Genomic DNA, 25,669 nt, shown 5'->3' on the forward strand with positions numbered 1-25,669 from the left:
GACGCTGGGGCCCGCGACACCTTCGAGGATCGCGGGCCCGGCGTGGCCGTCATCGCACGGATGCGCCCGGCCGGGATCGCCGGTCCAGCAGCCACGCGGTTGCCAGCGTGAGCGCAACGGCGAACGAGGCGAGCGCGATGAGGCTGGCGGCGTTGCCTCCGGCAAAAGTCTCACGGTACGCGGACATGGCCGGCAGGGTGGTGGTGTAGCGGTCGAGGTCCAGGTCGCGCCCGAGCGCATCGAAGGCGTGGCGATTGGACAGGACCACGCTCATCAGGCGCCCGGGCGCGGCCATCTGGTCGACGGGGACGATGGCCCCACCGAACAGCACCTGAGGAAAGCACAGCATCGGCAGGGCGAGGGCTGCCTGCGCGGCGTTGGAGACGGCGGCCGAGGCGAAAAGGCCCAGGGCCAGTGCCGAGATCGCTTCGATCACAAGCGTCGCGAACAGCGAGGCGTATACGTCGCATCCCGCGGCGGGCAGCCGACCGAGCGCGCGCAGCACAAGCAGCAACACCGCGCTCACCGCCGCGAGAACCGGTAGCAGCGCCGTTATCTTTGAAGCCACGTAGGCGCCCACGCTGAGCCCGGCCACGCGTTCACGTCGGAAGACGGCCATCTCGCCGACGATCTGTAGCAGGCCGTACGTCAACCCGAAGAAGAAGCCATCGAAAGCAATCCAGAACACGATCTGGGCCGGACCGACGCCGGCCGTTCTACCCGGATCGAACGCGCCGCGCTTGAACAGTGTCGCCATCATCGCCGTCACAAGCACCGGTGAGCCGAGCAGGATCGCCAGCGTCAGGCGGTTGCGGAAGAGAACGTCAACGTTGCGTCTTGTGAGTAACCACCATTGCCGGACCATGCCCGTGCGCTTGACGTCGGACCGCGTGGCCGAGGCAGCGTGCCGAGTGAAGCCGGGCCGCGCCTTTTCCTGCACGCGGCTTTCCGCGAATCGTTCGGCCCAGATCTGCGGAGTGTGCTCAGTAGCCAGGCGCTCATACACCCTTGTGAGGGTCTCCACGCCGAAGTAGCGCCGCGCCGCGACCGGACTGCCGGTGAAGGCCAAGTGGCCGTCGCGGGCCAGGAAGACGACCCGGTCGCACTGGTCAATGCCGGCGGGCTCGTGGGTTGTGAGAACGACGGTGACCCCGCGCTGACTGAGCCGGCGCAGCAGGCGCATCACGCCAGCCGCAGTCGAGGGATCGAGCCCGGAGGTGGGCTCGTCCAGGAAGAAGACCCGCGGCCTGGTCAGCAGCTCCACGGCGATGCTGGCCCGCTTGCGCTGGCCGCCGGACAAGGCACGCACCGGCACGTCGGCCCGGTCGGCCAAGTCGAGGTCCTGCATGGTCTCCTCGACGATCCGCTCCGCTTCGACCGCGGATGTGCCCGCGGGAAGCCGTAGCAGCGCCGCGTAGCGCAGCGTTCGGCGCAGGGGCATCTCGAGGTGAATGATGTCGTCCTGGGGCACGTAGCCGACTTTCGCGTCGGCGCCGCCGCGGGCACCACGAACGACGCCATCGTGCCGAACCTCTCCGGCGGACGGCGGTTGCAGTCCCGCGAGGATCTCCAGCAAGGTGGTCTTCCCCGCTCCGCTGCCGCCGGCGATGGCGACCAATTCGCCGGGTTCCACCGAAAGCGACAGCCTGTGGAGGATCTGCCGACCACCGACGCGCCGGCTGACGTCGATTGCATCGACGCGCGCGCCGCACGGCGATTCAACTGGGTGGTCTGATCGCTGAGCACCGAGCGGCTCGACGGCCGGTGCGTTGCATGTCAATTCGCTCATGATCTCTTCTCCGTGCTTTCTCGAAACAGCTTTGTCACAGGCGATCATCGGTCCACCACTTCCACGGCCGCATGAGGCGTTTGCCTCAAATGGCCAAGATCGGCGTTTCGAACCGCATCGGTGCCGGCTGGTGTGCGCTCGGGAACGGACTAGTCAAAATTGCCTAGAGACCGTGGCGCAAAGATGAGGCAGATGACCTATATACCCGCGCGCGAATGCGGTCGACACTGAGGCCATGAAGCGTTACTTGATCATCGGTTACGGCGCGTCGGCTTACTTGCTGTTCCTCGCCGCCTTCCTCTATCTCGTTGGTTTCGTGGGCAACTTCTTGGTGCCTCGAACCGTCGATCGCGGACTGTCCGCGCCCATCGGCGAGGCGGTGCTGGTCGACGTGTTGCTGCTCGCTGCGTTCGGGGTCCAGCACAGCGTCATGGCGCGGCCCGGCTTCAAGAGTTGGTGGACACGATTCGTGCCGCCGTCGATAGAGCGCAGCACCTACGTGGTGCTGTCGAGTGCCGTGCTGGTGCTGCTCTACTGGCAATGGCGAACGATGCCGGCGGTCGTTTGGGACGTGCGGCAACCGGCGGGACGCCTGGCGTTATGGGCGCTGTTCTGGCTCGGCTGGGCGATCGCTTTGGTCTCGACGTTCATGGTCAGCCACTTCGACCTGTTCGGCCTTCGGCAGGTGTACCTGGCCTGGCGCGGAAAGCCCTACACGCACATAGGTTTTCATGCGCGGTGGCTCTACCGGCTGGTGCGCCACCCACTGATGCTCGGGTTCCTCATCGCGTTCTGGGCGTCGCCCGTCATGACGGCCGGACACGTACTGTTCTCGGCCGGGATGACGGCATACATCCTGATTGCCACGCAGCTCGAGGAGCGCGACCTCGTCGCGGCGCTGGGCAACCAATACCGCGATTATCGCCGCAGGGTGTCGATGCTGTTGCCGCTGCCGCGCCGGCACGTGCCCGAAACGGCGGGCCAGCACCAAGTCTCGGGTTAACACCAGCGACGCGGAAACTGCAAGTATTGGGGGGTGGATGTCAAGGAGGTGCTGCTACCGGGCGTCGGCCTTCGGTACGAGTTCACCAGCCATTCCGGTGACCGGATCGGCATCGTCGCGCGGCGCGGCGGCGATTTCGACGTCGTCCTGTATGCCCCCGACGACCCCGACCGGGCCCGTCCGGTGTTGCGTCTCACCGACGAGGAGGCCGACACCGTAGCCCAGATCCTGGGCGCGCCCCGGATCGCCGAACGCTTCACCGAGCTGACCCGCGAAGTGCCGGGCCTCGAGGCGGGTCAGGTCCACATCGAGCCGGGCAGCCCGTTCGTGGACCGGCCGCTGGGAGACACCCGCGCGCGTACCCGTACCGGTGCCTCGATCGTCGCGATCGTGCGCGACGAAGACGTGCTCGCCTCGCCGGGCCCCGCCGAGACGCTGCGCCAGGGCGATGTCCTGATCGTCATCGGCACCGAAGAAGGCATCGCCGCCGTCCAGCAGATCGTCGAAAAGGGCTGAGCCGGTGCAAGTTTCGGGGGCGCTGCTGTTCCAGCTCGGCGCCCTGCTTGCCACGCTGGCCGTATTGGGCACCGTGGCACGCCGATTCGCGTTGTCCCCGATACCGGTGTACCTGCTGGCTGGTCTTTCGCTGGGCAAGGGCGGCCTGCTGCCGGTGGCCGCGGCCGGCGAGTTCATTGCCACGGCCGCGCCCATCGGCGTCGTGCTGCTGCTGCTGACGTTGGGTCTGGAGTTCTCCGCCACCGAATTCGCCAGCAGCCTGCGCCATCACCTGCCGTCCGCGGGTGTCGACATCGTTCTCAACGCCGCACCCGGCGCGGTGGCCGGCTGGCTGCTGGGCCTGGACGGAGTCGCCATCCTGGCCCTGGCCGGCGTCACCTACATCTCCTCGTCGGGCGTCGTCGCGCGCCTACTCGAAGACCTGGGCCGGCTCGGTAACCGGGAGACGCCGGCCGTGCTGTCCGTGCTGGTTCTCGAGGACTTCGCGATGGCGGCCTACCTGCCGCTGTTCGCGGTCCTCGCGTCGGGCGGCGGCTGGCTGGAGGCCGTGGGCGGTATGGCGGCCGCGATCGGCGCACTGCTGGCCGCGTTCGCCGCGTCGTACCGCTGGGGTCACCACGTCGGCCGGCTGGTCGAGCATCCCGATTCCGAGCAGCTGTTGCTCAGGGTCCTCGGGATCACCCTGATGGTGGCGGCGGTCGCAGAATCGCTGCGCGCCTCGGCCGCCGTCGGCGCCTTCCTGGTCGGGCTCACCCTGACCGGGGCAACGGCGGACCGGGCGCGCCAGGTGCTGGGCCCGTTGCGCGACCTGTTTGCCGCCATCTTCTTCCTGGCGATCGGCCTCTCGGTCGACCCCCGCGAGCTGCTTCCGATGCTTCCGGTGGCCCTGGCCCTGGCCGCCGTCACCGCCCTCACCAAGGTGGCCACCGGCGTGCTGGCCGCCCGGCGCGACGGCGTGGCGCGGCGCGGGCAGCTGCGCGCGGGCACCGCCCTGATCGCGCACGGCGAATTCTCGCTGATCATCATCGGATTGGTCGGCACGGCGATGCCCGCCGCCGCGGCGCTGGCCACGGCGTATGTCTTCGTGATGGCGATCGCGGGACCGGTGCTGGCCCGATACGGGGGCGGTTCGCTGCCCGCCGGCGCCGCGCCGCCGAAGTAGCCCGTCTTCAACCAATGTGCAGGGCCACCACCTGCCACCGGTCGGTTGCGCCTCCCACGCCGCGCACCTGCTCCACCCGGCAGGCGATGGCGTGGATCCGGTCGCCGCGGCTGAATGACCCGGAAACCTCGGCGGCGGTCTCGGCGTCGTGGCGACCGGCCGGTTGCACCCGCAGCCGGCGCAGCACGGCGGCGCCCTGCCGCCCGATTGCCGAGCGGCCGATCGCGACCACCGAGTCCACCAGGCTGGGCGCCAGCACCGGTCGCAGCTGGGCGGCCGGACGGCGACGGTCGATGACTTCCAGCACCCGGCGCAGCGCCGCGTCGGCGAAGATCGCCGCCTGACGCATCGGCGGCGACGTGACCGGGGGGATCCCGGTCGCTTGGGGGTGCTTGCCCGGTTGACCGGGGTATGGGCGGCGCGGCACACGCGCGCGACGGCGCAGCGTGGAGCGCGAGGACTGCCGGCACGCGGGGACGTCTCGCCGCGCGGGCTCATAGTCGACGACGGGCGTCACGGCGAACGCCTCGGAGCCGGGCGTTTTCAGGACGGGACTAACGGTCAACGCGCACTCTCCATCTTCAGTGGTCGAAAGGGAGCTGCTGGAGAGTGGCAGACAGTGGTCATCATGGCACAACTCGAGCCAACCCGTACCCGCGCCGAGCTGTGCCCCGGCGGGGCGATTACCGTGGGCTGTACATGCGTTCACTAAATGGCCCCAGGGCGAATTGACAAGGAGGACAGCGCCGATGGTGACCAGGTTGTCCCCGGCGGACGCGTCCTTCTTCCGGCTGGAGAACACCGCGACCCCGATGTACGTCGGATCGCTGTCCATCCTGCGCCGGCCGCGCTCAGGATTGAGCTACGAGACGCTCCTGGCCACCGTCGAACAGCGGCTGCCCCAGATACCGCGGTACCGGCAGAAGATCCGGGAAGTGCGGATCGGCATGGCCAGGCCGGTGTGGATCGATGATGCCGACTTCGACATCACCTACCACGTGCGGCAGTCGGCACTGCCCTCGCCGGGCAGCGACGAGCAGCTGCACGAGCTGATCGCGCGGCTGGCCGCCCGGCCGCTGGACAAGTCGCGGCCGCTGTGGGAGATGTACCTCGTCGAGGGCCTGGCCAAGAACCGCGTAGCGCTGTACAGCAAGTCGCACCAGGCCCTGATCAACGGCATGACCGCGCTCGAGATCGGCCACGTCATCGCCGACCGGACGCGACGGCCGCCGCCGTTCCCCGAAGACATCTGGGTGCCGGAACGCGACCCCGGCAACACCCGCCTCGTGCTCGGTGCGATCGGGGACTGGCTGGCCGGCCCGGGCACCCAGCTGCAGGCCGTCAGCTCGGCGGTGGCCGGGGCGGTGACCAACTACGGCGAACTGCTGGACGCGGGCCGCCGCGTCATCGACCTCGCGCGCGCCGTGGCGCGCGGCACGGCACCCAGCAGCCCGCTCAACGCGACCGTTTCGCGGCATCGGCGGTTCACGGTCGCCAGTTGCCACCTCGAGGACTACCGCACCCTGCGCGCGCGGTACGACTGCGACGTCAACGACGTGGTGCTCGCCGTCATCGCCGGCGCGCTGGGCAACTGGCTGCTGTCGCGGGGGGTGGCGGTGTCACCGACCGCGACGATCCGCGCGATGGCCCCGCTTTCCGTCTACGCCGATGACCAACTGGACTCGACGGGCCCGGGCCAAACCATCAGTCAGGTCACGCCGTTCCTGGTCGATCTGCCGGTGGGGGAGGCGAATCCGGTCGTGCGGCTGTCGCAGATCGCTCACACGACCGAGTCCAACGCGTCGTCGGCCAGCCTGGTCGACGCCAGGACCATCGTCACGCTGTCGGGATTTGCGCCACCCACTCTGCACGCCATGGGCATCCGGGTCGCCACCAGCTTCCCGAGCTTTTCCAAGCGCACGTTCAACCTGTTGATCACCAACGCCCCGGGGGCCCAGTCGCAGATGTACATCGCCGGCACCAAGCTGCTGGAGACCTACGCCGTGCCCCCGCTGCTGCACAATCAGGCGCTGGCCATCAGCGTGACGTCGTACAACGGGATGCTGTATTTCGGAATCAACGCCGACCGCGACGCGATGAGCGACGTCGATATGCTGCCGGGACTGCTCAGCCAAGCGCTGGAGGAACTCCTCGAGGCTTCCCGGTAGTAGTAGGGGTGAAAATCGGTGTCCGGATCTATTATTCGTGAGTGAGCACCCCGACGAGCAACGCCAAGGCGACGAAAAAGAAATCACCGCCGCCGGCCGCGCGCAAAATTTCCGATGCCGTCTACGAAGCCGAATTGTTCGGGCTGCAAACCGAATTCGTGAAGCTGCAAGAATGGGTCCGACACTCGGGAACGCGCCTGGTGATCATCTTCGAAGGGCGCGACGGAGCGGGCAAAGGTGGGACCATAAAACGGATCACCGAATACCTGAACCCCCGCGTGGCCCGCATCGCGGCGCTGCCCGCGCCCAGCGATCGCGAAAGCGGCCAGTGGTACTACCAGCGCTATATCGCCCACCTGCCCGCCCGAGGCGAAATCGTGCTGTTCGATCGGTCGTGGTACAACCGCGCCGGCGTGGAAAAGGTGATGGGATTCTGTACGCCGCAAGAGCATGCGCTGTTTTTGCGGCAGACTCCGGTCTTCGAGCAAATGCAATCGACGACGGGATATTATTGCGCAAGTATTGGTTCTCCGTTTCTGAGGCCGAACAGCCGCGCCGGTTCCGGGCGAGACTGAATGATCCTGTGCGGCAATGGAAACTCAGTCCTGTGGACCTGGAATCGCTGTATCGGTGGGAGGACTATTCGCGCGCCAAAGACGAGATGGTGGCGCGCACCGACACCCCGATCAGCCCGTGGTATGTCGTGGAATCGGACATCAAAAAGCACGCGCGGCTGAACATGATGGCCCATCTGCTGTCGACGATCGAATACCACGATGTGTCGCGGCCCAAGGTCAAACTTCCTAAAGAGCCGGTGGTGAGTGGGCGCTATGAGCGCCCGCCGCGCGAGCTGTCGACGTACGTCGACGACTACGCCGCCACCCTGATCGCGGAGTAGGTGCCCACTATCGAGGTCTACATCCCGGCCACCTTGGCCATGTTGCAGCGGCTCGTCGGCGAGGGGTCGTTGCGGCCCGTCAACGGCACCGCGTTCGCGGTGACGCCGACGCTGCGCGAGGCCTACGCGGAGGGCGACGACGACGAGCTCGCCGAGGTGGCGCTGCGCGAGGCCGCGCTGGCGTCGCTGCGACTGCTGGCCGACGATCTGGCTAACGCGTTGCCGCCGCGGCGCGCGGTGTTGGCCGCCGAGGTCGACTTGGGCGAATCCGGGGTCACCTATCGGCCCGATCTCGACGATGCTGTGGTCAGGCTGGCCGGTCCCATCACCATGGACCAAGTCGTCGCCGCGTACGTCGACAACGCGGCGGCCGAGCCGGCCGTGACGAAGGCGATCGAGGCCATCGACGCCGCCGACCTGGGCGACGAGGACGCCGAGCTGATCGTCGGCGACGCTCAAGACCACGATTTGGCGTGGTACGCCAACCAGGAGCTGCCGTTCCTGCTCGAGCTGCTCTAGCCGCGCGCGTTGACATTGGCCACCGGTGATGCCGCCTAGAGCGGTGCTCCAAGCATGACGTCAATGCTTGTGCCACACCGCAAACGGGGCATGCAGGATGTGGTGCCCGGATGTCAGACGGGGAGCGCCCTGCCCGCCGCCGACTACCAATCCGAATTCGAAATGTGACGCATTCGGGAGTGCTAGGCCTAGCTACGCTTCCGTAAGTTACGGTACCGTAGGTTTCGTGGAGCACACCGAACCGACCACAATGTTGGACGTAAGTCATACGCCGCATAGTGAGCAGGAGCTTCCGCTGGGCAGACGTAACCCCTCGATTAGGGGCAATATCATCGACACCAAGCGGCCGGTTGTCGTCGGGGCCGACCGGCATCCGGGCTGGAATGCGCTACGCAACCTAGCCGCGCGCATCACCACGCCGCTGCTGCCCGACGACTATCTGCATCTGGCCAATCCGCTGTGGTCCGCCCGGGAATTGCGGGGCCGCATCCTCGAGGTGCGCCGGGAAACCGAGGACTCCGCGACTCTGGTGATCAAACCGGGTTGGGGCTTCAGCTTCGACTATCAGCCCGGCCAGTACATCGGGATCGGGCTGCTGGTCGACGGGCGTTGGCGCTGGCGGTCCTATTCGCTGACGTCGTGCCCGGCCGAGGCGCCCGGGTCACCGCGCACCGTGACGATCACCGTCAAGGCGATGCCCGAAGGGTTCCTCTCCACCCACCTGGTGGCCGGCGTCGAGCCCGGGACCATCGTCCGGCTGGCCGCCCCGCAGGGCAACTTCGTACTGCCCGACCCGGCGCCGCGCTCCATCCTGTTCCTGACCGCCGGCTCCGGGATCACGCCGGTGATGTCGATGCTGCGGACGTTGGTGCGGCGCAACCAGATTGGTGACATTACGCACGTGCATTCGGCGCCGACGGAATCCGACGTGATGTTTCGCGCGGAGTTGGCCGCCCTCGCGTCCCACCAGCCGGGCTATCGCCTGCAGCTGCGGGAGACCCGCAAGCAGGGCCGGCTCGACCTCGCTTCGCTCGAGCACGAGGTGCCGGACTGGCGCGAACGCCAGACCTGGGCGTGCGGGCCGGAGGGCATGCTCGCCCACGCCGAAAGGGTCTGGTCGGCGGCGGGCATCGGCGACCGGCTGCACCTGGAGCGATTCGCGGTGTCCAGGGCCGCGCCCGCCGGGGCCGGCGGAACGGTCACGTTCGTCCGAAGCGGGCGCGCGGTTTCGGCCGATGCCGCGACGTCGTTGATGGACGCGGGTGAAGGAGTCGGGGTGCAGATGCCGTTCGGCTGCCGGATGGGCATCTGCCAGTCGTGCGTGGTCAGCTTGGTGGAGGGCCACGTCCGCGATCTGCGCACGGGCCAGGAGCACGAGCCCGGCACCCGGATCCAGACCTGCGTGTCGGCCGCCTCGGGCGATTGCGCGCTCGACATCTAAAGGCTACTCACAGGTAACCTACGGATTCGTAGGTTACGATAACGTAAGTAAGTAAGCGATAACGACAGCAGGGAGAAAAGGACGATGGCGATCACCGACGTCGACGTATTCGCCCATCTGACGGACGCTGACATCGAGAGCCTGGCCTTTGAGCTCGACGCCATCCGCCAGGACATTGAAGACTCTCGTGGAGCGCGCGACGCCCGCTACATCCGCCGCACCATCGCGGCGCAGCGCACGCTGGAGGTGGCCGGCCGGCTGATGCTGGCCGCCGGTTCCCGGCGTTCGGCATGGTGGGCGGGAACCGCGACCCTGGGCGTGGCCAAGATCGTCGAGAACATGGAGATCGGCCACAACGTCATGCACGGCCAGTGGGACTGGATGAACGACCCGGAGATCCACTCCTCGACGTGGGAGTGGGACATGAGCGGGTCGTCCAAGCACTGGCGCTACACCCACAACTTCGTGCACCACAAGTACACCAACATCCTCGGGATGGACGACGACGTCGGCTACGGCTTGCTGCGCGTCACCCGCGACCAGCGCTGGAAGCGCTTCAACCTCTTCAACCTCGTCTACAACACCATGCTTGCGCTGCTCTTCGAGTGGGGCGTCGGCCTGCAGCACGTCGAGCTCGGCAAGATCGCCAAGAAGCGGATGGAGCAGGACGACGCCCGGCAGCGGGTCGACGAGTTCCTGGCCAAGGCCGGTCGGCAGGTGTTGAAGGATTACGTCGCGTTCCCGGCGCTGACCGCGCTGTCGCCCGGCGCGACGTACACCTCGACGTTGAAGGCCAACGCGCTTGCCAACGTGATCCGCAACGTGTGGGCCAACGCCGTCATCTTCTGCGGCCATTTCCCCGATGGCGCAGAGAAATTCACCAAGACCGACATGATCGGCGAAACCAAGGGCCAGTGGTATCTGCGCCAGATGCTGGGCAGCGCCAACTTCGAGGCGGGGCCGGTGCTGCGGTTCATGAGCGGCAACCTCTGCCACCAGATCGAGCACCACCTGTACCCCGATCTGCCCAGCAACCGTCTGCACGAGATCTCGGTGCGGGTGCGCGCGGTCTGCGACAAGTACGACTTGCCCTACACCACGGGGTCTTTCCTGGTGCAATACGGCAAGACGTGGCGCACGATCGCCAAGTTGTCGCTGCCCAACTCCTACCTGCTCGCCGACGCCGACGACGCGCCGGAGACCCGCAGCGAACGGATGTTCGCCGAACTGGAGCCGGGCTTCGCCGGCACCGATCCGGCGACCGGACGGCGCCGCGGGCTGAAGACGGCGATCACCACTGTCCGCGGCTGGCGGCGCGACCGGCGCGCTAAGAAGCAAGCGGAGCGAACGATCAGGGACAACGGCCTGGCGGCCTAGCTTTCCCCTGCGCCGAACGTGCGAAGGCTGCGAAATCGCGCGCGATTTTTCGCAGTGACTGCACACTCGGCGCGGCTACGCTCGAGGAAGCGCAAGGAAAGGCAGCGCCATGCTCGCAGCATTCGGATTCGAGACCCTGGGTGTAGTCGTCGGGGACATGTATTTCGTCGATCCGAGCCCCCTCGCCGGTCAGGAAACCCCGGAACGGGGAGTCAGGCTGGAACTGCGCCTCGTCGACCGGGCCGATCCCCGGGGCTCGATCTACGCAGGCATCCCGATCGCCTTCGGCCGCCCGGTGTGGCGCGTGGACCTGTTCGGATCCACGGAGAGCCCGCCCGGGACGCTGGACCGGGCCCATCACCATCCCCGTTTCGACGGTTGGGAACCCGGCCGTCGGCACTTCGTCCCGGAGCTGTCGGCCGACCCGCCGTCCTGGCTGGCCGCTCAGCTGGCCGACCCGGCGGCTGTGCTGGCCCGCGCGGGCGTCGACGCCGATGAGGTGACCGAAGCCGATGTGACCGGACTCGTCGCGGCCGCGCCGGAGATCGTCGCCGTCGTGAAACGGATGCTCGACGGCGTGCGGAACGGGGAATTGGCACCGGCCCCTGCCGAGCCGGTTGCCGCCGCCCGCACGGGGTGGCTCTAAGACGGTCCGTTCACGACCCGTTGGTCACCTTGGCGGCCAGGGCCGCCAGCTTGGCGTCGAGGTTTTCTGCGGCGCTGAGCAATTCCGCGTTCGGCTCGACCACCATCAGCGATGACGGCTTGACGTAGGTCAGGCTGCTCCGGCCGTCGCCCTCGTCGAGGAGTAGCAACTCGACCGGGGCGAACAAGCCGGCAGTCACGTCGTGCCGCAGCATCGTGATGGCGATCAGCGGGTTGCCGAGGATGACGCGCATCGCCTTGCGGTCGATGCCCGCGTTGGCGATCCAGGCGCCGTGGTCGATCAGGGAGATCAGCATGAATCCGCTTGGTCCGACGTGGGTTTCGACCCGCTGCCGGTAGGAATCCCAATCGTCGGTGGCAATCGCCAATTCGCTGATCGGCACCGGCTTGTCGCCGATGTCGGCCAGCAGCGCGGCGAGCAGCTCGTCGTAGCTCTTGGCAGCGTCGTAACGCACCCGCACACCGTCGAACCGGATCTCCTGCGACATACCTACGCCCCCCTAGAGTCGCTCAATGATGGTGGCGTTGGCCATGCCGCCGCCCTCACACATCGTCTGCAAACCGTACCGTCCGCCGCGCTGCTCGAGCGCGTTGACCAGCGTGGTCATGATGCGCACGCCGCTGGCGCCCAGCGGGTGGCCGATCGCGATGGCGCCGCCGTTGACGTTGGTCTTGGCCAGGTCGGCCCCGGTGTCGTGCGCCCACGCCAGCACGACGGGCGCGAACGCCTCGTTGACCTCGAACAGGTCGATGTCCGCGAGGGTCAATCCGGCGCGGCGCAGCACCCTTTCGGTCGCCGGGATGATCCCGGTCAGCATGTAGAGCGGGTCGGAGCCCACGACGGTGGTGCTGTGGATGCGCGCCAGCGGGCGCAGCCCCAGCTTGTCGGCCACCTCGCTGCTGGTGATCAGGACCGCGGCGCTGCCGTCGGACAGCGGCGAGGAGTTGCCCGCCGTGATCGACCAATTGATCTGCGGGAATCGCTCTTTCATCGCGTCGCTGTAGAACGAAGGCTGCAAGCCGGCCAGCGTCTCCACCGTCGTGCCCGGCCGGACGATCTCGTCGGTGGCAAGCCCCGCGACCGGAATCAGCTCGTTGTCGAAGAGCCCGTCCTTGGTGGCACGGGCGGCCTTGTCATGGCTGGACGCGGAGAACTCGTCGAGCTGGGCGCGCGAAAAGCCCCACTTCGCGGCGATCAGCTCGGCGCTGATGCCCTGCGGCACCAGGCCGTCGGGGTAGCGCCGCGTCATGTCGTCGCCGAACGGGTTGCTGCCGGGCAACACGGAGCTGCCCATCGGGACGCGGCTCATCGACTCCACGCCACCGGCGATCACCAGGTCATAGGCGCCGGCGATCACGCCCTGCGCCGCGAAGCTGATTGCCTGCTGGCTGCTGCCGCACTGCCGGTCGATCGTGACCCCGGGCACTGACTCGGGGAGTCCCGCACCCAACGACGCGTTACGGGCGATGTTGACCGCCTGGTCGCCGACCTGGGTGACGGCGCCGGCGATGACATCGTCGATCTGCGCCGGGTCGACACCGGTGCGCGTCACCAGTTCGCGCAGGCTGTGCGCCAGCAAATCCGCAGGCAGCACACCGTGCAGCGCGCCGCTGGCCTTGCCCTTGCCGATCGGGGTGCGGACGGCACCGACGATGACGGCGTCGCGGCCTTGAACCATGGCTCCTCCTTGAGTCACGCGAGGCTAAGTTTTCTTCGCTGTACCCAGGTAAACACCTTGGTATACTAAATGCAACCCAGAAGGGGAGGTGATTTAGATGACATTTCTGCAAGGCGCGCTCGCCGACCGCGACAAATGGTCGGCGGTGGGAGAGTGCGCGATCGAGAAGACCATGGCGGTGCTCGGTACCAAGTCCGCGATGCTCATCATGCGCGAGGCCTACTACGGCACCACCCGGTTCGACGACTTCGCGCGCCGCGTCGGCATCACCAAGGCCGCCGCAGCGGCCCGGCTGGCCGAGCTGGTCGACCTCGGGCTGCTGACGCGCCGCCCCTACCGCGAGCCCGGACAGCGCAGCCGCGAGGAGTACGTGCTGACCGAGGCGGGTGTCGACTTCATGCCGGTGGTCTGGGCGATGTTCGAGTGGGGCCGACGCCACCTGCCGGGGCGCAACCGGCTGCGGCTCACACACCTGGGCTGCGGCGCCGAAGCGGGCGTCGAAATCCGTTGCGCCGAGGGGCATCTCGTGCCGCCGGGCGAGCTGGGCATGCGGCTGGCCAAGTCCGGTTGAGCACGGGCGCGAGGGTGCACAGTTGTACGCCCTTGCGCGGCGTGTCGCTGTACAGACACGCACGCTCGGCGGGCCGTCACTGTTCCCTGAGCACGGCCAGCAGGCGCCTGGCCGCGGCGACACGGCGCACCGCGGGCCCGGACAGCTCATCCAGCGCGCATTCGGGGTCGGCCGGCGGCCCCATGTGTCCGCAGCCGCGCGGGCAGTCTCGCGTCGCCTCGGCCAGGTCCGAGAACGCCATCAGCACGTCGTCGGGCTCGATGTGGGCCAATCCGAAGGAGCGGATTCCCGGGGTGTCGATCACCCACCCGGACCCTTGTAGAGGCAACGCGACCGATTGCGTCGAGGTGTGCCGCCCCCGGCCGATGTCGGTTACCTCCCCGACGGCCCGGTCCGCCTCGGGCACAAGGCGATTCACCAATGTCGACTTGCCGACCCCGGAATGGCCCAGCAGCACGGTGATCCTGCCGGCGAGCAGGTCGGCCACCGCCAGCAGCGGATCGTCGACACCCGCGGCGACCACCAGCAGGTCCAGGTCCGCGAAATGCTTGGCGAACGGCTCCGGCGGCGCGAGGTCGGTTTTCGTCAGGCACAGGATCGGGGTCAGCCCGCCGGCGTAGGCGGCGATGAGCGCGCGGTCGACCAGGCCGGTGCGCGGCGGCGGGTCCGCCAGAGCCACCACGATCAGCAGCTGGTCGGCGTTGGCCACCACCACCCGCTCGGTGGGATCGGTGTCATCGGCGGTGCGCCGCAACACCGTTCGGCGCTCGCCGCGCCGCACGATGCGGGCCAGGGTGTCGGTCCGCCCGGACACATCGCCGACCAGGTCGACTTCGTCGCCGACGACGATCGGGGTGCGGCCCAGCTCGCGTGCTCGCATCGCCGTGACCCGGCGATCGGGGCGCCCGCCCAGCACGCATCCCCAGCGGCCGCGGTCGACGCTGACCACCATGGCGGCCTGGGCGTCGGCGTGCTCGGGACGGGTCTTGGTCCGCGGCCGCGAGCCCCTGCCAGAGCGGACCCTGACGTCGGACTCGTCGTAATCGCCCGGCCTCAACCGCTGGACTCCACCATCCGCGCCCACAGCTGCGGAAACTCCGGCAGCGTCTTGCTGGTGGCGCCGATGTCGTCCACCTCGACGCTGGCCACCCGCAGCCCGATGATCGCCCCGGCCATCGCCATTCGATGATCGGCGTACGCGCGCCAGGCGCCGGGGCCCAGCGGCGTGGCGGTGATCACCAGGCCGTCGGGCGTTTCCCCGCAGTCGCCGCCCAGGCGGTTGATCTCGGCGCTCAGCGCGGCGAGCCGGTCGGTTTCGTGGCCGCGCAGGTGGGCGATGCCGGAGAGGCGCGACACCGATCCCGGGGTCGCCAGCGCGGCCAGCGCCGCCACCGACGGTGTCAGTTCGCCCACGGCGCGCAGGTCGACGTCAAAGCCCGGATAGTCGGCCGAGCCCCGGACCTCGAGGAACGAATCACCTTGGGTGACAGTGGCATTCAGCTTGCCCAAGACGCTCAGGATGTCGTCGGCGGGTTGCACGCTCGTCGCCGGCCAGCCGGTGATGCGCACGGTCCCGCCGGTCACCACGGCCGCCGCCAGGAACGGTACGGCGTTGGTCAGGTCGGGCTCGATCTCCCAGTGCCGGGCCGCGACCGCCCCGGCGCGCACCTGCCAGCGGTTGGCGACGGAGTCGTCGACGTCGACCCCGGCCTGTCGCAGCATCACGATCGTCATCTCGATGTGCGGCGCGGACGGCAGCGCCGAGCCGGTGTGCTGGATCGTCAGGCCTTCGGTGAACGACGGCGCGGACAACAGCAGCCCCGAGACGAATTGCGAGGACGCCGACGCGTCGATCGCCACGGTCCCGCCGGCGACCGAGCCGTTGCCTTGCACACGGAACGGAAGGCCGGTGCCCTCGATCCGCACGCCGAGGCCGCGTAGGGCGTCCAGCAGCGGCGCGATGGGCCGGGCCCGCGCCTGCTCGTCGCCGTCGAACTCCACCGCCGCGTCGGCCAGCGCCGCCAGCGGCGGAACGAAGCGCAAAACCGTGCCCGCCAGGCCGCAGTCGACCCGGGCGTCGGGGCCGGGCGCGATGCGGCCGCCGACGGTCAGCTCGGGCCCGTCCCCGTCGACGCGCCGCCCCAGGCTGCGCAGCGCCCCGATCATCAAGTCGGTGTCGCGGCTGCGCAGCGCCCCGCTGATGGTGGAGGCGCCGTGGCCCTGCGCGGCCGCCAGCCCGGCCAGCACCAGCGCGCGGTTGGTCTGCGACTTGGAGCCCGGGACCGTCACGGTCGCGCGCACCGGCGTCGTCGGCTGCGGGGCCGTCCACGCGTTTAGGGACTCGGTGCTGCTCACGGCCTTCATCCTGCCGTGTCGGCGGGCGTCGTGGGTAGCAGGCACCATGGGTGGTATGTGCGGACGTTTTGCGGTCACGACGGATCCGGCCCTGCTTGCGCAGAAGATCAAGGCGATCGACGAGGCCACCGGCACCGCGCCCAACGCCGAGGCGCCCAACTACAACGTGGCCCCGACCAGGACCATCGCGACCGTGGTCAGCCGGCACGCCGAGCCCGAGGACGAGCCCACGCGGCGGGTCCGGCTCATGCGGTGGGGCTTGGTCCCGCCGTGGGCGAAGGCCGGCTCCGACGGGGCGCCGGAGTCCAAGGGCCCGCTGCTGATCAATGCCCGCGCCGAGAAGGTCACCAGCTCGCCCGCCTTCCGCTCGAGCGCCAAGTCCAAGCGTTGCCTGGTGCCGATGGACGGCTATTACGAGTGGCGGGTCAATTCCGACGCGCCCGGCAAGAAGTCCCGCAAGACGCCGTTCTTCATGTACCGCGAGGATGGCGAGCCGTTGTTCATGGCGGGCCTCTGGTCGGTCTGGAAGCCCGCGAAAGACGCTCGGCCGCTGCTGAGTTGCACGATCATCACCACCGACGCGCCCGGGGAACTCGCCGAGATCCACGACCGGATGCCGCTGGTGGTGCCCGAACGCGACTGGGACCGCTGGCTGAACCCGGACGCCCCGGTCGACGAGGAGCTGCTCACCCGCCCACCCGACGCCTGCGGCATCCGCATGCGCGAGGTGTCGACGCTGGTCAACAATGTCCGAAACAACGGGCCGGAACTGCTCGAGCCGGTCGAATCGGAGCCCGAGCAAGCCACCCTGCTATGACGGCGCCCGTGTCCTTCTCCCACAGCTTCGAGGACGTCCGCAACCGCCCGGTCGCGGTGATCGGCGCGGGAACGTTGGGCCGCCGTATCGCGCTGGTGTTCGCCAGCCGCGGGGGAACCGTGCGCATCTTCGCCCCACGCGCGGAGCAGCGCCGGTCGGCGGTTCAGTACGTGACCGAGGCACTGCCGAAGCTGGTGGCCGACAGAGGCTTTGGTGAGGCGGGCGTCGCGATGGCCGTGGGATCGCTCGAGGAGGCGATGGACGGCGCGTGGCTCGTCGTCGAGTCGGTCCCGGAAAAGCTCGAGATCAAGATTGCGACGTGGGAGCAGATCGACCAAGCCGCGCCGCCCGACACCATCTTCGCGACCAACTCGTCGTCGTTCCCGTCACGCCTGATGGCCGAAGGCGTGCGCGACAAAACCCGTCTGTGCAACGCGCACTTCTACATGCCGCCGGAGGTCAACGCCGTCGACCTGATGTCCGACGGTCAGACCGATCGGGGCCTGCTCGACACGCTGCTAAGGGTGCTGCCGGAGTTCGGTGTTCATCCATTCGAGGCGCGCAAGGAGTCCACCGGCTTCATCTTCAATCGCATCTGGGCCGCCATCAAACGCGAGTCGCTCGCCGTGGTCGCCGAGGGCGTGGCCCGTCCAGAAGACGTCGACGGGATGTTCAAAGTCAACTGGCGCTTGCCCGCCGGGCCGTTTCAGATGATGGATCTCGTCGGGCTCGACGTGGTACTCGACATCGAGAATCACTACGCCGCACAGAATCCCGGCCTGCCCGAGCACGTGCGAGGCCTGTTGCGGTCCTACGTCTCTGCCGGCAAGCTCGGCGTCAAGAGCGGCGAGGGTTTCTACACCTATCCGAAGCCCTGACAGGCAGCGACTTCAGTTGCTGAGCACCAGGCGCCACGAGCCGGCGGCCGCACGGTCCGGGACGCACCAGAAGTTATTCCAGTTCCCGGGCGTCGTGGCCTTCACTCCGGGGCCGGCGTCCTGACAGGCTTCGCGCGTCGGGTAGCTGCCCTCGGTCTGAATCGTGTCGGCGTGGCTGACGCCCACGCCGACGGTCAGTAACCCGGTGAAAGCCAGCACGGCCGCAGCAACAATCTTTTTCATCGAATCCTCCTGAGGTGCGTGATGCACATATTGCAGAGTGTAGTCACTTGACTACACTCTGCGCAAGGCCCCTTATCGATCGCTACGTGCGCCGCTCTAGACACCGGAGGGCGAGGTGGGCGGCATTGGCACCGCACATGCCGTGCACACCGGGCCCCGGCGGGGTGGCCGCCGAGCAGATGTACATCCCGGGCAAGCCAATGCTATAGGGGGACAACGTGATTCGGGGACCGAACGTCAGCTGGCGAATGTCCTTGGCGCCGGTGATGATGTCGCCACCGACGTAGTTGGGGTTGTAGGTTTCCAGCTGCGTCGTCGAGCGGACCTGGTGTCCGACGATGCGGTCGCGGAAACCGGGGGCGAACCGCTCGATCTGGGCGATGATGGCCTCGCTGGCTTCGCCGGCGTAGCCGTTGGGCACATGGGCATAGCTCCACACGGGATGCGTGTTGCCCACCGAGCGCTGCGGGTCGGCCAGGTATTGCTGACCGACCAGCACGAACGGCCGCTCCGGCATGCGGCCGGCGTGGACGTCGCGCTCGGTCGCGGCGAGTTCGGCATAAGTGCCCGCCACGTGCACCGTGCCGGCCCGGCGGGCGTCGGGGTTGGTCCACGGCACGCCGCCCTCGACGGCGAAGTCGACCTTGAACGCGCCCGGGCCTCGTCGAAAGCTCTTGAACGCGCGCGAGATTCGGCGCGGAAGGCGGTCTTCCAGGATCGCGGCGACCGCGCTGGGCGCCAGGTCGAACATCGCCACGTCAGCCGGCGGCAGCTGCGACGCGTTCTTGACCCGGACACCGGTCTCGATCTTGCCGCCCAAATCAGCCAGTAACCGCACCATCGCGTTGGTGATCGACTGCGATCCGCCCTCGGCCACTGCCCAGCCGTGCCGGTGGCCGGCGGCGATGATGCCGACGCCAATGGCCGACGTCATCGGGTAATGCAGCGGCCGGAAGGCATGCGCCGCAACGCCGCCGAACAGCGCCCGCCCCTGCTCGGTGCGGAACAGCCGGGCGAACGCCGACCCGGGAAGCAGGGTGGGCGCGCCGAAGCGCGCCAGCATCAGCGGATGGTGCGGGACCCGCAGCAGCGGTCCCATGATGTCCTCGCTCAACGCATCGAACCGGGCGGCCGGGTAGCCGAACGCCAGCCGCCACCGCCGGCCGTCGCGCCCGAGGCCGGCCGCGGTCTCTTCCACCGAGCGGCGCACCACGCCGGCGGCGCCGCCGTCGAGGGGATGCACGCAGTCGATCTCCGGCCAGCGCCACGTCAGGCCGTACCGCTGCAGGTCGAATCGGCCCAGGAACGGCGAGCCGACGGCCATCGGGTGGATCGCCGAACAGTGGTCGTGCAGCAGGCCGGGGACGATTCCTTCGCCGCTGCGGGCGCCCCCGCCGACCTCGTCGGCGGCCTCGAGCACGGTGACCTGCACGCCTTCGGCGGCCAGACAGATCGCGGCGGCGAGCCCGTTGGGCCCACCGCCCACCACCACCGCGGTACTCACGCATCCATCTAACAGATATTTTGGCTCAGCGTTGTCCGCGATACCCGCGCGCGATACCGAATTGTGTCGTGCGGGACATTTTCTTTGAGGTCAGAATGGCGAATCATTATTCGCATGACAATTAGCGACAACACCGTTTTCGAAGGTCCGCTGCGGCAGATAGCTCGCAGCGCATGGCAGGTGCTTCTGCTGATCGGCGTCCTGGCGGTGGCCTTGGGAGTGATCGTGCTGGCCTGGCCAGGCAAGACGCTGTTCGTGGCCGGTGTCCTGTTCGGCACCTATTTGGTGGTTTCCGGAATCGGCTACGTATTCGCCGCATTCGGCACACACGCCGGGGCCGCGATGAGGGTGTTGACGTTCATTACCGGCATCGTGTCGCTGGTTCTTGGGTTCTTCTGCTTCCGCGACAAATTCGAGGCGGTCACGCTTTTGGCCATCTGGATCGGCGTCAGCTGGCTGTTCCGCGGGATGACCCTGCTCGCCGCGGCGTTGTCTCTCGACCACATGCCGGGCCGCGGCTGGCAGGTGCTGTCCGGGCTGATCATCGTGATCGGCGGCGCGGTGCTGATCGTTTCGCCGCTTGACTCGATCGCGGTCCTGACCCTGGTCGCCGGTTGCTGGCTGATCGCCATCGGCGTCGTGGACGTCATCACGGCGTTCCAGGTACGGAGCCGGGCGAAAGCGCCGGCGCCCGGCGCGCCGGCGCCGGGCGCGCCGGCGCCGGGCGCGCCGGCGTAACGCCACGGCGAATTCCAGCGCGGATTCTCGCCGTACCGTTACGCCCGCGGAGCCGCAACGGCCTCAGGCCTGAATATCGGCGGTGACCGCGCCGGTCAGCCTGACCAGATCCCGTGGTGAAACCGCGACGTCCCAGCCGCGGCGCCCCGCGCTGCAGTACACCCGATTTCCAGGCGAGCGCGCCGGCGTCGATGACCGTGGGCAACCGCTTGCGCTGCCCGAACGGCGAGATGGCGCCGATAACATAGCCGGTGTCCCGCTGCGCGGAGGCGGGATCTGCCATGCCGGCCCTGGCGAGCCCCAGCGCGGCGGCGGCCGCTTTCAGCGAGAGGCGGGCCGACGCCGCTAGTATCGCGGCGGCGAGCCCGCCGGGCACCGCCATGATCAGGGTCTTGTAGATCTGTCCGGGCGCGACGCCGCCTTCCGTCAGCGCGTGGACGGCCTCGACGCCGAACGAGGGTTCTCGGGGATCGTGATCGAACTTGACCACCTCGTGCGGCACACCGGCTTCGACCAGCGCAGCGATGGCCGGGGTGGCGGCGTGTGCCACGCTGGATCGCTTCAGGTCCCCGCGTACCCCGGCGGGTTGACGCCGTCCACCCAGAAGTCGACGCCGAGCTGCGAACCCGGTATGCAGTTGTAGACCGACAAGTCGGTGACGCCGGATTCCACCAGCACGTCCTCGCACAGCAGCATGTTGCCGGTGTACTCGCGGGCGGGCTTGTTGAGGATCACGTAGGCGGCGTCGGAGTAGACCTCGGGCTTGCGGGCCCGCCCCATCGCTTCTTCGCCGCCGAGCAGGTTCTGCACCGCGGCGGTAGCCACCAGCGTGCGCGGCCACAACGTGTTCGACGCGATGCCCGCCTCACGCATCTCCTCGGCGATGCCCAGCGCGCACAGCGTCATGCCGAACTTGGCCATCATGTAGGCGGTCGGCTTCAGCCACTCCTTGCCGAGCAGCACCGGCGGCGACAGCGTCAGGATGTGCGGGTTCTCCCGGCCCTTCAGGTGGGGGATGCAGGCCTGCGAGACGGCATACGTGCCGCGCACCTGGATGCCGTTCATCAGATCGAACCGCTTCATCGGCACTTCGGTGATGGACCCCAGGTTGATCGCCGACGCGTTGTTGACGCAGATGTCGATGCCGCCGAACTGCTCGGCGGTCTTGGCCACCGCCGACTCGACGGACTCCGGGTCACGCACGTCCCCCACGATCGGCAAAGCCTGTCCGCCCGCCTCCTCCAGCTCCTTGGCCGCGGTGAACACCGTCCCCGGCAGCTTCGGGTGCGGCTCGGCGGTCTTGGCGATCAGGGCGATGTTGGCGCCGTCTTGCGCGGCGCGCTTGGCGATCGCCAAGCCGATGCCGCGGCTGGCGCCCGAGATGAACATGGTCTTGCCTTGAAGAGACATGGCGTCACACTAACGCCCTGTTCGAACCGGCCCGAGCCGGGGACCGCACGGCCCTGATCGCAGCCCGGGAATGAGCGCACCTGCTAATGCTGTTAAAAAAGTTGGTTTCTGATGCACCTGCGGCAGGCCCGGGCAGACACTGTCGGGGGCAGCCTTTAGATTGGAGGAGCAATCGGTGTCAACGGCGACGAGCCTGTTGGGCAGCGCGATGATCGAGGAGCGGTTGACTCGTTCACCTGCGGTTCCGGTTGCGCTTTCGATGCTGTGCGGCGACGTCGCAGCAGAAGGGACCGGGCTAATCAAAATGGCCGACTCTGAAGATGGCCGAGACAGCGTGACGGGGCCAGAAATGGCCGAGCCGGCGCCGCCGGCCGAGACGGACGCGGAACTCACGGCCCGCTTCGAGCGGGACGCGATCCCCCTGCTAGACCAGCTCTACGGCGGCGCGCTGCGCATGACGCGAAACCCCGCCGACGCGGAGGACCTGCTGCAGGAGACGATGGTGAAGGCCTATGCGGGCTTTCGGTCGTTCCGCGCCGGCACCAATCTCAAGGCGTGGCTGTACCGCATCCTGACCAACACCTACATCAACAGCTACCGCAAGAGGCAGCGGCAGCCTGCGGAGTACCCGACCGAGGAGATCACCGACTGGCAGCTGGCCTCTAACGCCGAGCACTCCTCCACCGGCCTGCGTTCGGCGGAGGTCGAAGCTCTGGAGTCGCTGCCGGACAACGAGATCAAGGAAGCGCTGCAGGCGTTGCCGGAAGAGTTCCGGATGGCGGTCTACTACGCCGACGTCGAAGGTTTTCCGTACAAGGAAATCGCCGAGATCATGGATACGCCGATCGGCACGGTAATGTCCCGGTTGCACCGCGGCAGGCGTCAGCTGCGTGGCCTTCTGGCTGACGTGGCCAAAGAGCGGGGCTTCACCCGCGGTCAGCAGGCGCACGAGGAGGTGTCGTCATGAGCGAGTTCGCCGGCCCTGGCGACCTGTGCCCCAACGACCATTCCCACGGCGACGTCGGCTGCGCCGAGGTGATCCGTCAGGTCTGGCTCCTGCTCGACGGTGAGTGCAACCCCGACACGCGTGAGAAACTGCGCCAGCACCTCGAGGCGTGCCCCGGATGCTTCCAGCACTACGGGCTCGAGGAACGGCTCAAGCTGCTGATTGCCACCAAGTGCAAGGGGGAGAAAGCCCCCCAGGGCCTACGCGAGCGCCTCCGGCTCGAAATTCAGCGGACCACGATCATCCGCGGCGCGCAATAGCGGTCGTCCCCGTCAGGAATTGGGCCGCTTGCCGTGGTTGGCCTTGCTGAACTTGCGGTCACGCTTCTTGCGGCCACGCTTGGCCATCGTCTTCAACCTCCGTTGATCGCTCGTCAAACCGGGCGCCACGCGCCCCGTTGGGTTGTCGCCCAGTGTCTCACGGAAGACGGCGTGCGGTGGCCCCGGCCCGGCCCCGCCCGTCAGGGGCCCGCGTGCGGCGGTCCGGACCGGTCCTGTGGTTCGATGTACATGAGCTTGATGTACCAGCAGCCAGCCTGCGCTTGGGCCGGAATGAGTGGGGTGAGGATGGCCGAGGATGTTCGCGCCGAGATCGTTGCCAGCGTGCTCGAAGTCGTTGTCAACGAGGGCGACCAAATCGGCAAGGGTGACGTCGTCGTGCTGCTCGAGTCGATGAAGATGGAGATCCCGGTTCTCGCCGAAGTCGACGGCACCGTCAGCAAGGTGAGCGTGTCGGTGGGCGATGTCATTCAGGCGGGCGACCTCATCGCCGTCATCAGCTAACCCCCAAACAAGCTTGCGCCTTCGTAGCTACCGCTGGGGAACGACGCGGGGGTAATGGATGTCCACTCTCGGTGATCTGCTTGCCGAACACACGATGCTGCCGGGCAACGCGGTGGACCACCTGCATGCGGTGGTGGGGGAGTGGCAGCTGCTGGCCGACCTGTCGTTCGCCGATTACCTGATGTGGGTTCGCCGCGACGACGGCGTGCTGGTGTGTGTGGCGCAGTGCCGTCCGAACACCGCGCCCACCGTCCTGCAAGCCGATGCGGTGGGCAGCGTCGTGGCCGCCGACCGGCTACCGGTGGTCGCCGAGTCGTTCAAGTCCGGCGTCGTCATGCCGGAAAGCGCTGCGGGCCAAGGGCATTCGTGGCAACCGCCCGGCCCGCACGTCCAGGCCTCCCCGGTTCGCTATGGCGGCCACGTGGTGGCCGTGGTGACGCGGCATCAAACCGCGGAAGCGGCCGGCCGCCCCTCGGGCCAGCTGGAAACCGCGTACCGAGAATGTGCCGACGATCTGGTGCACATGCTGGCCGAGGGCACCTTCCCCGACGTGGGCGACGTGGTCATGTCGCGCTCCACCCCACGCGCCGGCGACGGCTTCATCCGCCTCGACGTCGACGGCATCGTCGACTACGCCAGCCCCAACGCGCTGTCGGCCTACCACCGGATGGGACTCACGTCCGAGCTTGAGGGCCATCATCTCGTCGAGGTGACACGGCCCCTGATCTCCGACCCGTTCGAGGCGCAGGAGGTCGCCGAGCACGTGCGGGACTTGCTGGCCGGCGGCCGGAGCATGCGGATGGAGGTCGACGCCGGCGGCGCCACGGTGTTGTTGCGGACGCTGCCGCTGGTGGTTCACGGCGCCAGCGCCGGTGCCGCGGTACTGATCCGCGACATCACCGAGGTCAAGCGCCGCGACCGGGCCCTGATATCCAAGGACGCGACCATCCGGGAAATCCACCACCGGGTGAAGAACAACCTGCAAACGGTGGCGGCGCTGCTGCGCCTCCAGGCCCGGCGGACGGCCAACGCCGAAGGGCGGGAGGCGCTGATCGAGTCGGTGCGCCGCGTGTCGTCTATCGCCCTCGTCCACGACGCCTTGTCGATGTCAGTGGACGAGCAGGTCAACCTCGACGAGGTCATCGACCGGATCCTGCCGATCATGAACGACGTGGCGTCGGTGGACCGGCCGATCCGGATCAACCGGGTCGGCGACCTGGGCGTTCTGGACTCCGACCGTGCGACGGCGCTGATCATGGTGATCACCGAGCTCGTCCAGAACGCGATCGAGCACGCCTTCGATCCGGCAGCCCCGGAGGGGTCCGTCACCATTCGCGCCGCGCGCGCGGCGCGCTGGCTGGACGTCGTTGTGCACGACGACGGCCGCGGGCTGCCCGACGGGTTCAGCTTGGACAAATCGGACAGCCTCGGCCTGCAGATCGTGCGGACCCTGGTGTCGGCGGAACTCGACGGCACGCTGGGCATGCGTCAAGCGCCCGCGCGCGGCACCGACGTGGTGCTTCGGGTGCCGATCGGCCGGCGCACCCGGCTGTTGCTGTAGTTGCCGCACGGATGTACGGGCGCAACAGTGCGGCCCCGACTTTCGTCGGGGCCGCACTGTGTGCCGAGTGGGTCAGACTCCGCTGCGGGCCTTGGTCCGGGCGTTGCGACGCTTGAGTGCGCGCCGCTCGTCTTCGCTCATGCCCCCCCAGACGCCCGAGTCCTGGCCGGTGTTCAGGGCCCAGGAGAGGCACTCCGTGGTCACCTGGCACCGATTGCAGACCAGTTTCGCGTCAGCGATCTGCGCGAGCGCGGGGCCGCTGTTCCCTACCGGGAAGAACAGCTCCGGGTCCTCGTCGCGACAGACCGCCTTGTGGCGCCAATCCATAAGTTGTTACTCCTCACTGAGTGCGCAGCAAGGCGCACGGCCTTTTTTCTTCGGCTGTTAAGCGTGCACAAGAAAAGGGTCCGTGGCCCCTACATGAATTTCTGCATGCAACCTTTCGATCGTTTCACAGGCTCAACAGATGTCAATAGTGCGAGTTGCTCCGGTGGGCTATCTCACGTCATTGATCCTTATTAAAGCCCTTACACCGTTGTACTACACTAGCTGGCCGCTTCCCACGGAAATTTTTGCTGGGCGGCCG

General features: G+C 68.0%; 27 protein-coding genes and 2 pseudogenes. 17 read left to right on the plus strand and 12 right to left on the minus strand.

Annotation, left to right across the window (positions count from 1 at the left end):
• Positions 1-49: 49 nt before the first annotated feature.
• A complete protein-coding gene (locus A5764_RS02715; RefSeq protein ID WP_082951439.1) occupies positions 50-1,789 on the minus strand; it encodes an ATP-binding cassette domain-containing protein in 1,740 nt (579 codons plus the stop codon).
• A gap of 235 nt (positions 1,790-2,024) precedes the next feature.
• Between A5764_RS02715 and mddA the strand changes: the two genes are divergently transcribed.
• From mddA to A5764_RS02730, 3 genes are read left to right on the plus strand one after another with little or no spacing between them, the layout of a single operon-like run.
• Complete coding sequence (mddA, locus tag A5764_RS02720; RefSeq protein ID WP_067108115.1) at positions 2,025-2,792, plus strand: methanethiol S-methyltransferase; 768 nt, start codon at positions 2,025-2,027, stop codon at positions 2,790-2,792.
• Between the two features lie 33 nt (positions 2,793-2,825).
• The gene (locus A5764_RS02725) at positions 2,826-3,308 is read left to right on the plus strand and encodes a cation:proton antiporter regulatory subunit (protein WP_067108118.1); all 483 of its coding nucleotides are present in this window, start codon (positions 2,826-2,828) and stop codon (positions 3,306-3,308) included.
• A gap of 4 nt (positions 3,309-3,312) precedes the next feature.
• Complete coding sequence (locus tag A5764_RS02730) at positions 3,313-4,470, plus strand: cation:proton antiporter (RefSeq protein ID WP_067108123.1); 1,158 nt, start codon at positions 3,313-3,315, stop codon at positions 4,468-4,470.
• A gap of 7 nt (positions 4,471-4,477) precedes the next feature.
• Here A5764_RS02730 and A5764_RS02735 read toward each other — a convergent pair whose 3' ends face one another.
• Positions 4,478-5,035 (minus strand): Rv3235 family protein, encoded by a 558-nt coding sequence (locus tag A5764_RS02735; RefSeq protein ID WP_067108126.1) that lies wholly within the window; start codon positions 5,033-5,035, stop codon positions 4,478-4,480.
• 184 nt (positions 5,036-5,219) lie between these two features.
• On the opposite strand from A5764_RS02735, the gene A5764_RS02740 reads away from it, so the two are divergent.
• The 6 genes and pseudogenes from A5764_RS02740 to A5764_RS02765 all read left to right on the plus strand — a co-directional run bounded on the left by A5764_RS02740 (position 5,220) and on the right by A5764_RS02765 (position 11,519).
• Complete coding sequence (locus A5764_RS02740) at positions 5,220-6,638, plus strand: wax ester/triacylglycerol synthase family O-acyltransferase (RefSeq protein WP_067108129.1); 1,419 nt, start codon at positions 5,220-5,222, stop codon at positions 6,636-6,638.
• A gap of 41 nt (positions 6,639-6,679) precedes the next feature.
• Positions 6,680-7,536: pseudogene (gene ppk2, locus A5764_RS02745) on the plus strand (polyphosphate kinase 2).
• A 39-nt stretch (positions 7,537-7,575) separates the two neighbouring features.
• Complete coding sequence (locus A5764_RS02750) at positions 7,576-8,055, plus strand: hypothetical protein (protein WP_067108711.1); 480 nt, start codon at positions 7,576-7,578, stop codon at positions 8,053-8,055.
• A gap of 253 nt (positions 8,056-8,308) precedes the next feature.
• A complete protein-coding gene (locus tag A5764_RS02755; RefSeq protein ID WP_369807268.1) occupies positions 8,309-9,496 on the plus strand; it encodes a ferredoxin reductase in 1,188 nt (395 codons plus the stop codon).
• 84 nt (positions 9,497-9,580) lie between these two features.
• Entirely contained in the window at positions 9,581-10,873 is a 1,293-nt protein-coding gene (locus A5764_RS02760) for a fatty acid desaturase (protein WP_067108132.1), read from the plus strand.
• 109 nt (positions 10,874-10,982) lie between these two features.
• Positions 10,983-11,519, plus strand: a complete 537-nt coding sequence (locus A5764_RS02765; RefSeq protein WP_067108160.1) for a hypothetical protein — start codon at positions 10,983-10,985, stop codon at positions 11,517-11,519.
• Positions 11,520-11,529: 10 nt separating this feature from the next.
• On the opposite strand, the gene A5764_RS02770 is transcribed toward A5764_RS02765, so the two are convergent.
• Positions 11,530-12,027, minus strand: a complete 498-nt coding sequence (locus A5764_RS02770; RefSeq protein ID WP_067108163.1) for a DUF302 domain-containing protein — start codon at positions 12,025-12,027, stop codon at positions 11,530-11,532.
• Positions 12,028-12,039: 12 nt separating this feature from the next.
• Entirely contained in the window at positions 12,040-13,218 is a 1,179-nt protein-coding gene (locus A5764_RS02775; protein ID WP_067108165.1) for an acetyl-CoA C-acyltransferase, read from the minus strand.
• A gap of 97 nt (positions 13,219-13,315) precedes the next feature.
• On the opposite strand from A5764_RS02775, the gene A5764_RS02780 reads away from it, so the two are divergent.
• Positions 13,316-13,789, plus strand: a complete 474-nt coding sequence (locus A5764_RS02780; protein ID WP_067108167.1) for a helix-turn-helix domain-containing protein — start codon at positions 13,316-13,318, stop codon at positions 13,787-13,789.
• Positions 13,790-13,865: 76 nt separating this feature from the next.
• On the opposite strand, the gene rsgA is transcribed toward A5764_RS02780, so the two are convergent.
• The gene (rsgA, locus tag A5764_RS02785) at positions 13,866-14,846 is read right to left on the minus strand and encodes a ribosome small subunit-dependent GTPase A (protein WP_067108717.1); all 981 of its coding nucleotides are present in this window, start codon (positions 14,844-14,846) and stop codon (positions 13,866-13,868) included.
• Positions 14,843-16,144 (minus strand): 3-phosphoshikimate 1-carboxyvinyltransferase, encoded by a 1,302-nt coding sequence (gene aroA, locus A5764_RS02790; RefSeq protein ID WP_231989581.1) that lies wholly within the window; start codon positions 16,142-16,144, stop codon positions 14,843-14,845. Before aroA ends, rsgA begins: the two co-directional genes overlap by 4 nt.
• 55 nt (positions 16,145-16,199) lie before the next feature.
• On the opposite strand from aroA, the gene A5764_RS02795 reads away from it, so the two are divergent.
• Positions 16,200-16,961, plus strand: a complete 762-nt coding sequence (locus A5764_RS02795; protein WP_067108720.1) for an SOS response-associated peptidase — start codon at positions 16,200-16,202, stop codon at positions 16,959-16,961.
• Positions 16,958-17,839 carry a 3-hydroxyacyl-CoA dehydrogenase family protein gene (locus tag A5764_RS02800; RefSeq protein WP_067108182.1) on the plus strand — a complete coding sequence of 294 codons (882 nt, stop codon included), beginning with the start codon at positions 16,958-16,960 and terminating at the stop codon, positions 17,837-17,839. Before A5764_RS02795 ends, A5764_RS02800 begins: the two co-directional genes overlap by 4 nt.
• A 12-nt stretch (positions 17,840-17,851) precedes the next feature.
• On the opposite strand, the gene A5764_RS02805 is transcribed toward A5764_RS02800, so the two are convergent.
• The gene (locus A5764_RS02805; RefSeq protein ID WP_067108192.1) at positions 17,852-18,082 is read right to left on the minus strand and encodes a hypothetical protein; all 231 of its coding nucleotides are present in this window, start codon (positions 18,080-18,082) and stop codon (positions 17,852-17,854) included.
• A gap of 82 nt (positions 18,083-18,164) precedes the next feature.
• Positions 18,165-19,601, minus strand: a complete 1,437-nt coding sequence (locus A5764_RS02810; protein ID WP_369807269.1) for a phytoene desaturase family protein — start codon at positions 19,599-19,601, stop codon at positions 18,165-18,167.
• A gap of 99 nt (positions 19,602-19,700) precedes the next feature.
• Here A5764_RS02810 and A5764_RS02815 point away from each other — a divergent pair, with 99 nt between their 5' ends.
• Positions 19,701-20,324, plus strand: coding sequence for an HdeD family acid-resistance protein (locus tag A5764_RS02815; RefSeq protein ID WP_067108196.1), 624 nt, complete (start codon positions 19,701-19,703; stop codon positions 20,322-20,324).
• A gap of 63 nt (positions 20,325-20,387) precedes the next feature.
• On the opposite strand, the pseudogene A5764_RS02820 reads toward A5764_RS02815, so the two are convergent.
• Positions 20,388-20,874: pseudogene (locus tag A5764_RS02820) on the minus strand (YbaK/EbsC family protein).
• 11 nt (positions 20,875-20,885) lie between these two features.
• Entirely contained in the window at positions 20,886-21,734 is an 849-nt protein-coding gene (locus tag A5764_RS02825) for an NAD(P)-dependent oxidoreductase (protein ID WP_067108198.1), read from the minus strand.
• Positions 21,735-22,083: 349 nt separating this feature from the next.
• On the opposite strand from A5764_RS02825, the gene A5764_RS02830 reads away from it, so the two are divergent.
• Both A5764_RS02830 and rsrA read left to right on the plus strand, forming a co-directional pair.
• The gene (locus A5764_RS02830) at positions 22,084-22,701 is read left to right on the plus strand and encodes a sigma-70 family RNA polymerase sigma factor (protein ID WP_369807270.1); all 618 of its coding nucleotides are present in this window, start codon (positions 22,084-22,086) and stop codon (positions 22,699-22,701) included.
• Complete coding sequence (gene rsrA / locus A5764_RS02835) at positions 22,698-23,000, plus strand: mycothiol system anti-sigma-R factor (protein ID WP_067108209.1); 303 nt, start codon at positions 22,698-22,700, stop codon at positions 22,998-23,000. Before A5764_RS02830 ends, rsrA begins: the two co-directional genes overlap by 4 nt.
• Before the next feature lie 12 nt (positions 23,001-23,012).
• On the opposite strand, the gene A5764_RS29965 is transcribed toward rsrA, so the two are convergent.
• On the minus strand, positions 23,013-23,087 hold the full coding sequence (locus A5764_RS29965; protein WP_139796895.1) for a 50S ribosomal protein bL37: 75 nt from the start codon (positions 23,085-23,087) through the stop codon (positions 23,013-23,015).
• Between the two features lie 219 nt (positions 23,088-23,306).
• On the opposite strand from A5764_RS29965, the gene A5764_RS02840 reads away from it, so the two are divergent.
• Both A5764_RS02840 and A5764_RS02845 read left to right on the plus strand, forming a co-directional pair.
• The gene (locus A5764_RS02840) at positions 23,307-23,522 is read left to right on the plus strand and encodes a biotin/lipoyl-binding carrier protein (RefSeq protein WP_044512934.1); all 216 of its coding nucleotides are present in this window, start codon (positions 23,307-23,309) and stop codon (positions 23,520-23,522) included.
• A gap of 58 nt (positions 23,523-23,580) precedes the next feature.
• The gene (locus A5764_RS02845) at positions 23,581-25,083 is read left to right on the plus strand and encodes a sensor histidine kinase (protein ID WP_067108211.1); all 1,503 of its coding nucleotides are present in this window, start codon (positions 23,581-23,583) and stop codon (positions 25,081-25,083) included.
• Between the two features lie 72 nt (positions 25,084-25,155).
• Here the strand turns inward: A5764_RS02845 and whiB1 are convergent, their stop codons facing one another.
• Entirely contained in the window at positions 25,156-25,410 is a 255-nt protein-coding gene (gene whiB1, locus A5764_RS02850) for a transcriptional regulator WhiB1 (protein ID WP_066932419.1), read from the minus strand.
• Positions 25,411-25,669: the final 259 nt, after the last annotated feature.

Source organism: Mycobacterium sp. 852002-51057_SCH5723018 (assembly GCF_001667035.1).
GTDB lineage: Bacteria > Actinomycetota > Actinomycetes > Mycobacteriales > Mycobacteriaceae > Mycobacterium.

What these genes read in the sequence shown, in the direction of transcription:
- A5764_RS02715 (WP_082951439.1), bottom strand. Translation starts at nt 1,789, where the DNA reads ATGAGCGAATTGACATGCAACGCACCGGCCGTCGAGCCGCTCGGTGCT.
- mddA (WP_067108115.1), top strand. Translation starts at nt 2,025, where the DNA reads ATGAAGCGTTACTTGATCATCGGTTACGGCGCGTCGGCTTACTTGCTG.
- A5764_RS02740 (WP_067108129.1), top strand. Translation starts at nt 5,220, where the DNA reads ATGGTGACCAGGTTGTCCCCGGCGGACGCGTCCTTCTTCCGGCTGGAG.
- A5764_RS02750 (WP_067108711.1), top strand. Translation starts at nt 7,576, where the DNA reads ATGTTGCAGCGGCTCGTCGGCGAGGGGTCGTTGCGGCCCGTCAACGGC.
- A5764_RS02760 (WP_067108132.1), top strand. Translation starts at nt 9,581, where the DNA reads ATGGCGATCACCGACGTCGACGTATTCGCCCATCTGACGGACGCTGAC.
- A5764_RS02765 (WP_067108160.1), top strand. Translation starts at nt 10,983, where the DNA reads ATGCTCGCAGCATTCGGATTCGAGACCCTGGGTGTAGTCGTCGGGGAC.
- A5764_RS02770 (WP_067108163.1), bottom strand. Translation starts at nt 12,027, where the DNA reads ATGTCGCAGGAGATCCGGTTCGACGGTGTGCGGGTGCGTTACGACGCT.
- A5764_RS02775 (WP_067108165.1), bottom strand. Translation starts at nt 13,218, where the DNA reads ATGGTTCAAGGCCGCGACGCCGTCATCGTCGGTGCCGTCCGCACCCCG.
- A5764_RS02780 (WP_067108167.1), top strand. Translation starts at nt 13,316, where the DNA reads ATGACATTTCTGCAAGGCGCGCTCGCCGACCGCGACAAATGGTCGGCG.
- A5764_RS02795 (WP_067108720.1), top strand. Translation starts at nt 16,200, where the DNA reads ATGTGCGGACGTTTTGCGGTCACGACGGATCCGGCCCTGCTTGCGCAG.
- A5764_RS02800 (WP_067108182.1), top strand. Translation starts at nt 16,958, where the DNA reads ATGACGGCGCCCGTGTCCTTCTCCCACAGCTTCGAGGACGTCCGCAAC.
- A5764_RS02805 (WP_067108192.1), bottom strand. Translation starts at nt 18,082, where the DNA reads ATGAAAAAGATTGTTGCTGCGGCCGTGCTGGCTTTCACCGGGTTACTG.
- A5764_RS02815 (WP_067108196.1), top strand. Translation starts at nt 19,701, where the DNA reads ATGACAATTAGCGACAACACCGTTTTCGAAGGTCCGCTGCGGCAGATA.
- A5764_RS02825 (WP_067108198.1), bottom strand. Translation starts at nt 21,734, where the DNA reads ATGTCTCTTCAAGGCAAGACCATGTTCATCTCGGGCGCCAGCCGCGGC.
- A5764_RS02830 (WP_369807270.1), top strand. Translation starts at nt 22,084, where the DNA reads ATGGCCGAGCCGGCGCCGCCGGCCGAGACGGACGCGGAACTCACGGCC.
- rsrA (WP_067108209.1), top strand. Translation starts at nt 22,698, where the DNA reads ATGAGCGAGTTCGCCGGCCCTGGCGACCTGTGCCCCAACGACCATTCC.
- A5764_RS02840 (WP_044512934.1), top strand. Translation starts at nt 23,307, where the DNA reads ATGGCCGAGGATGTTCGCGCCGAGATCGTTGCCAGCGTGCTCGAAGTC.
- A5764_RS02845 (WP_067108211.1), top strand. Translation starts at nt 23,581, where the DNA reads ATGTCCACTCTCGGTGATCTGCTTGCCGAACACACGATGCTGCCGGGC.
- whiB1 (WP_066932419.1), bottom strand. Translation starts at nt 25,410, where the DNA reads ATGGATTGGCGCCACAAGGCGGTCTGTCGCGACGAGGACCCGGAGCTG.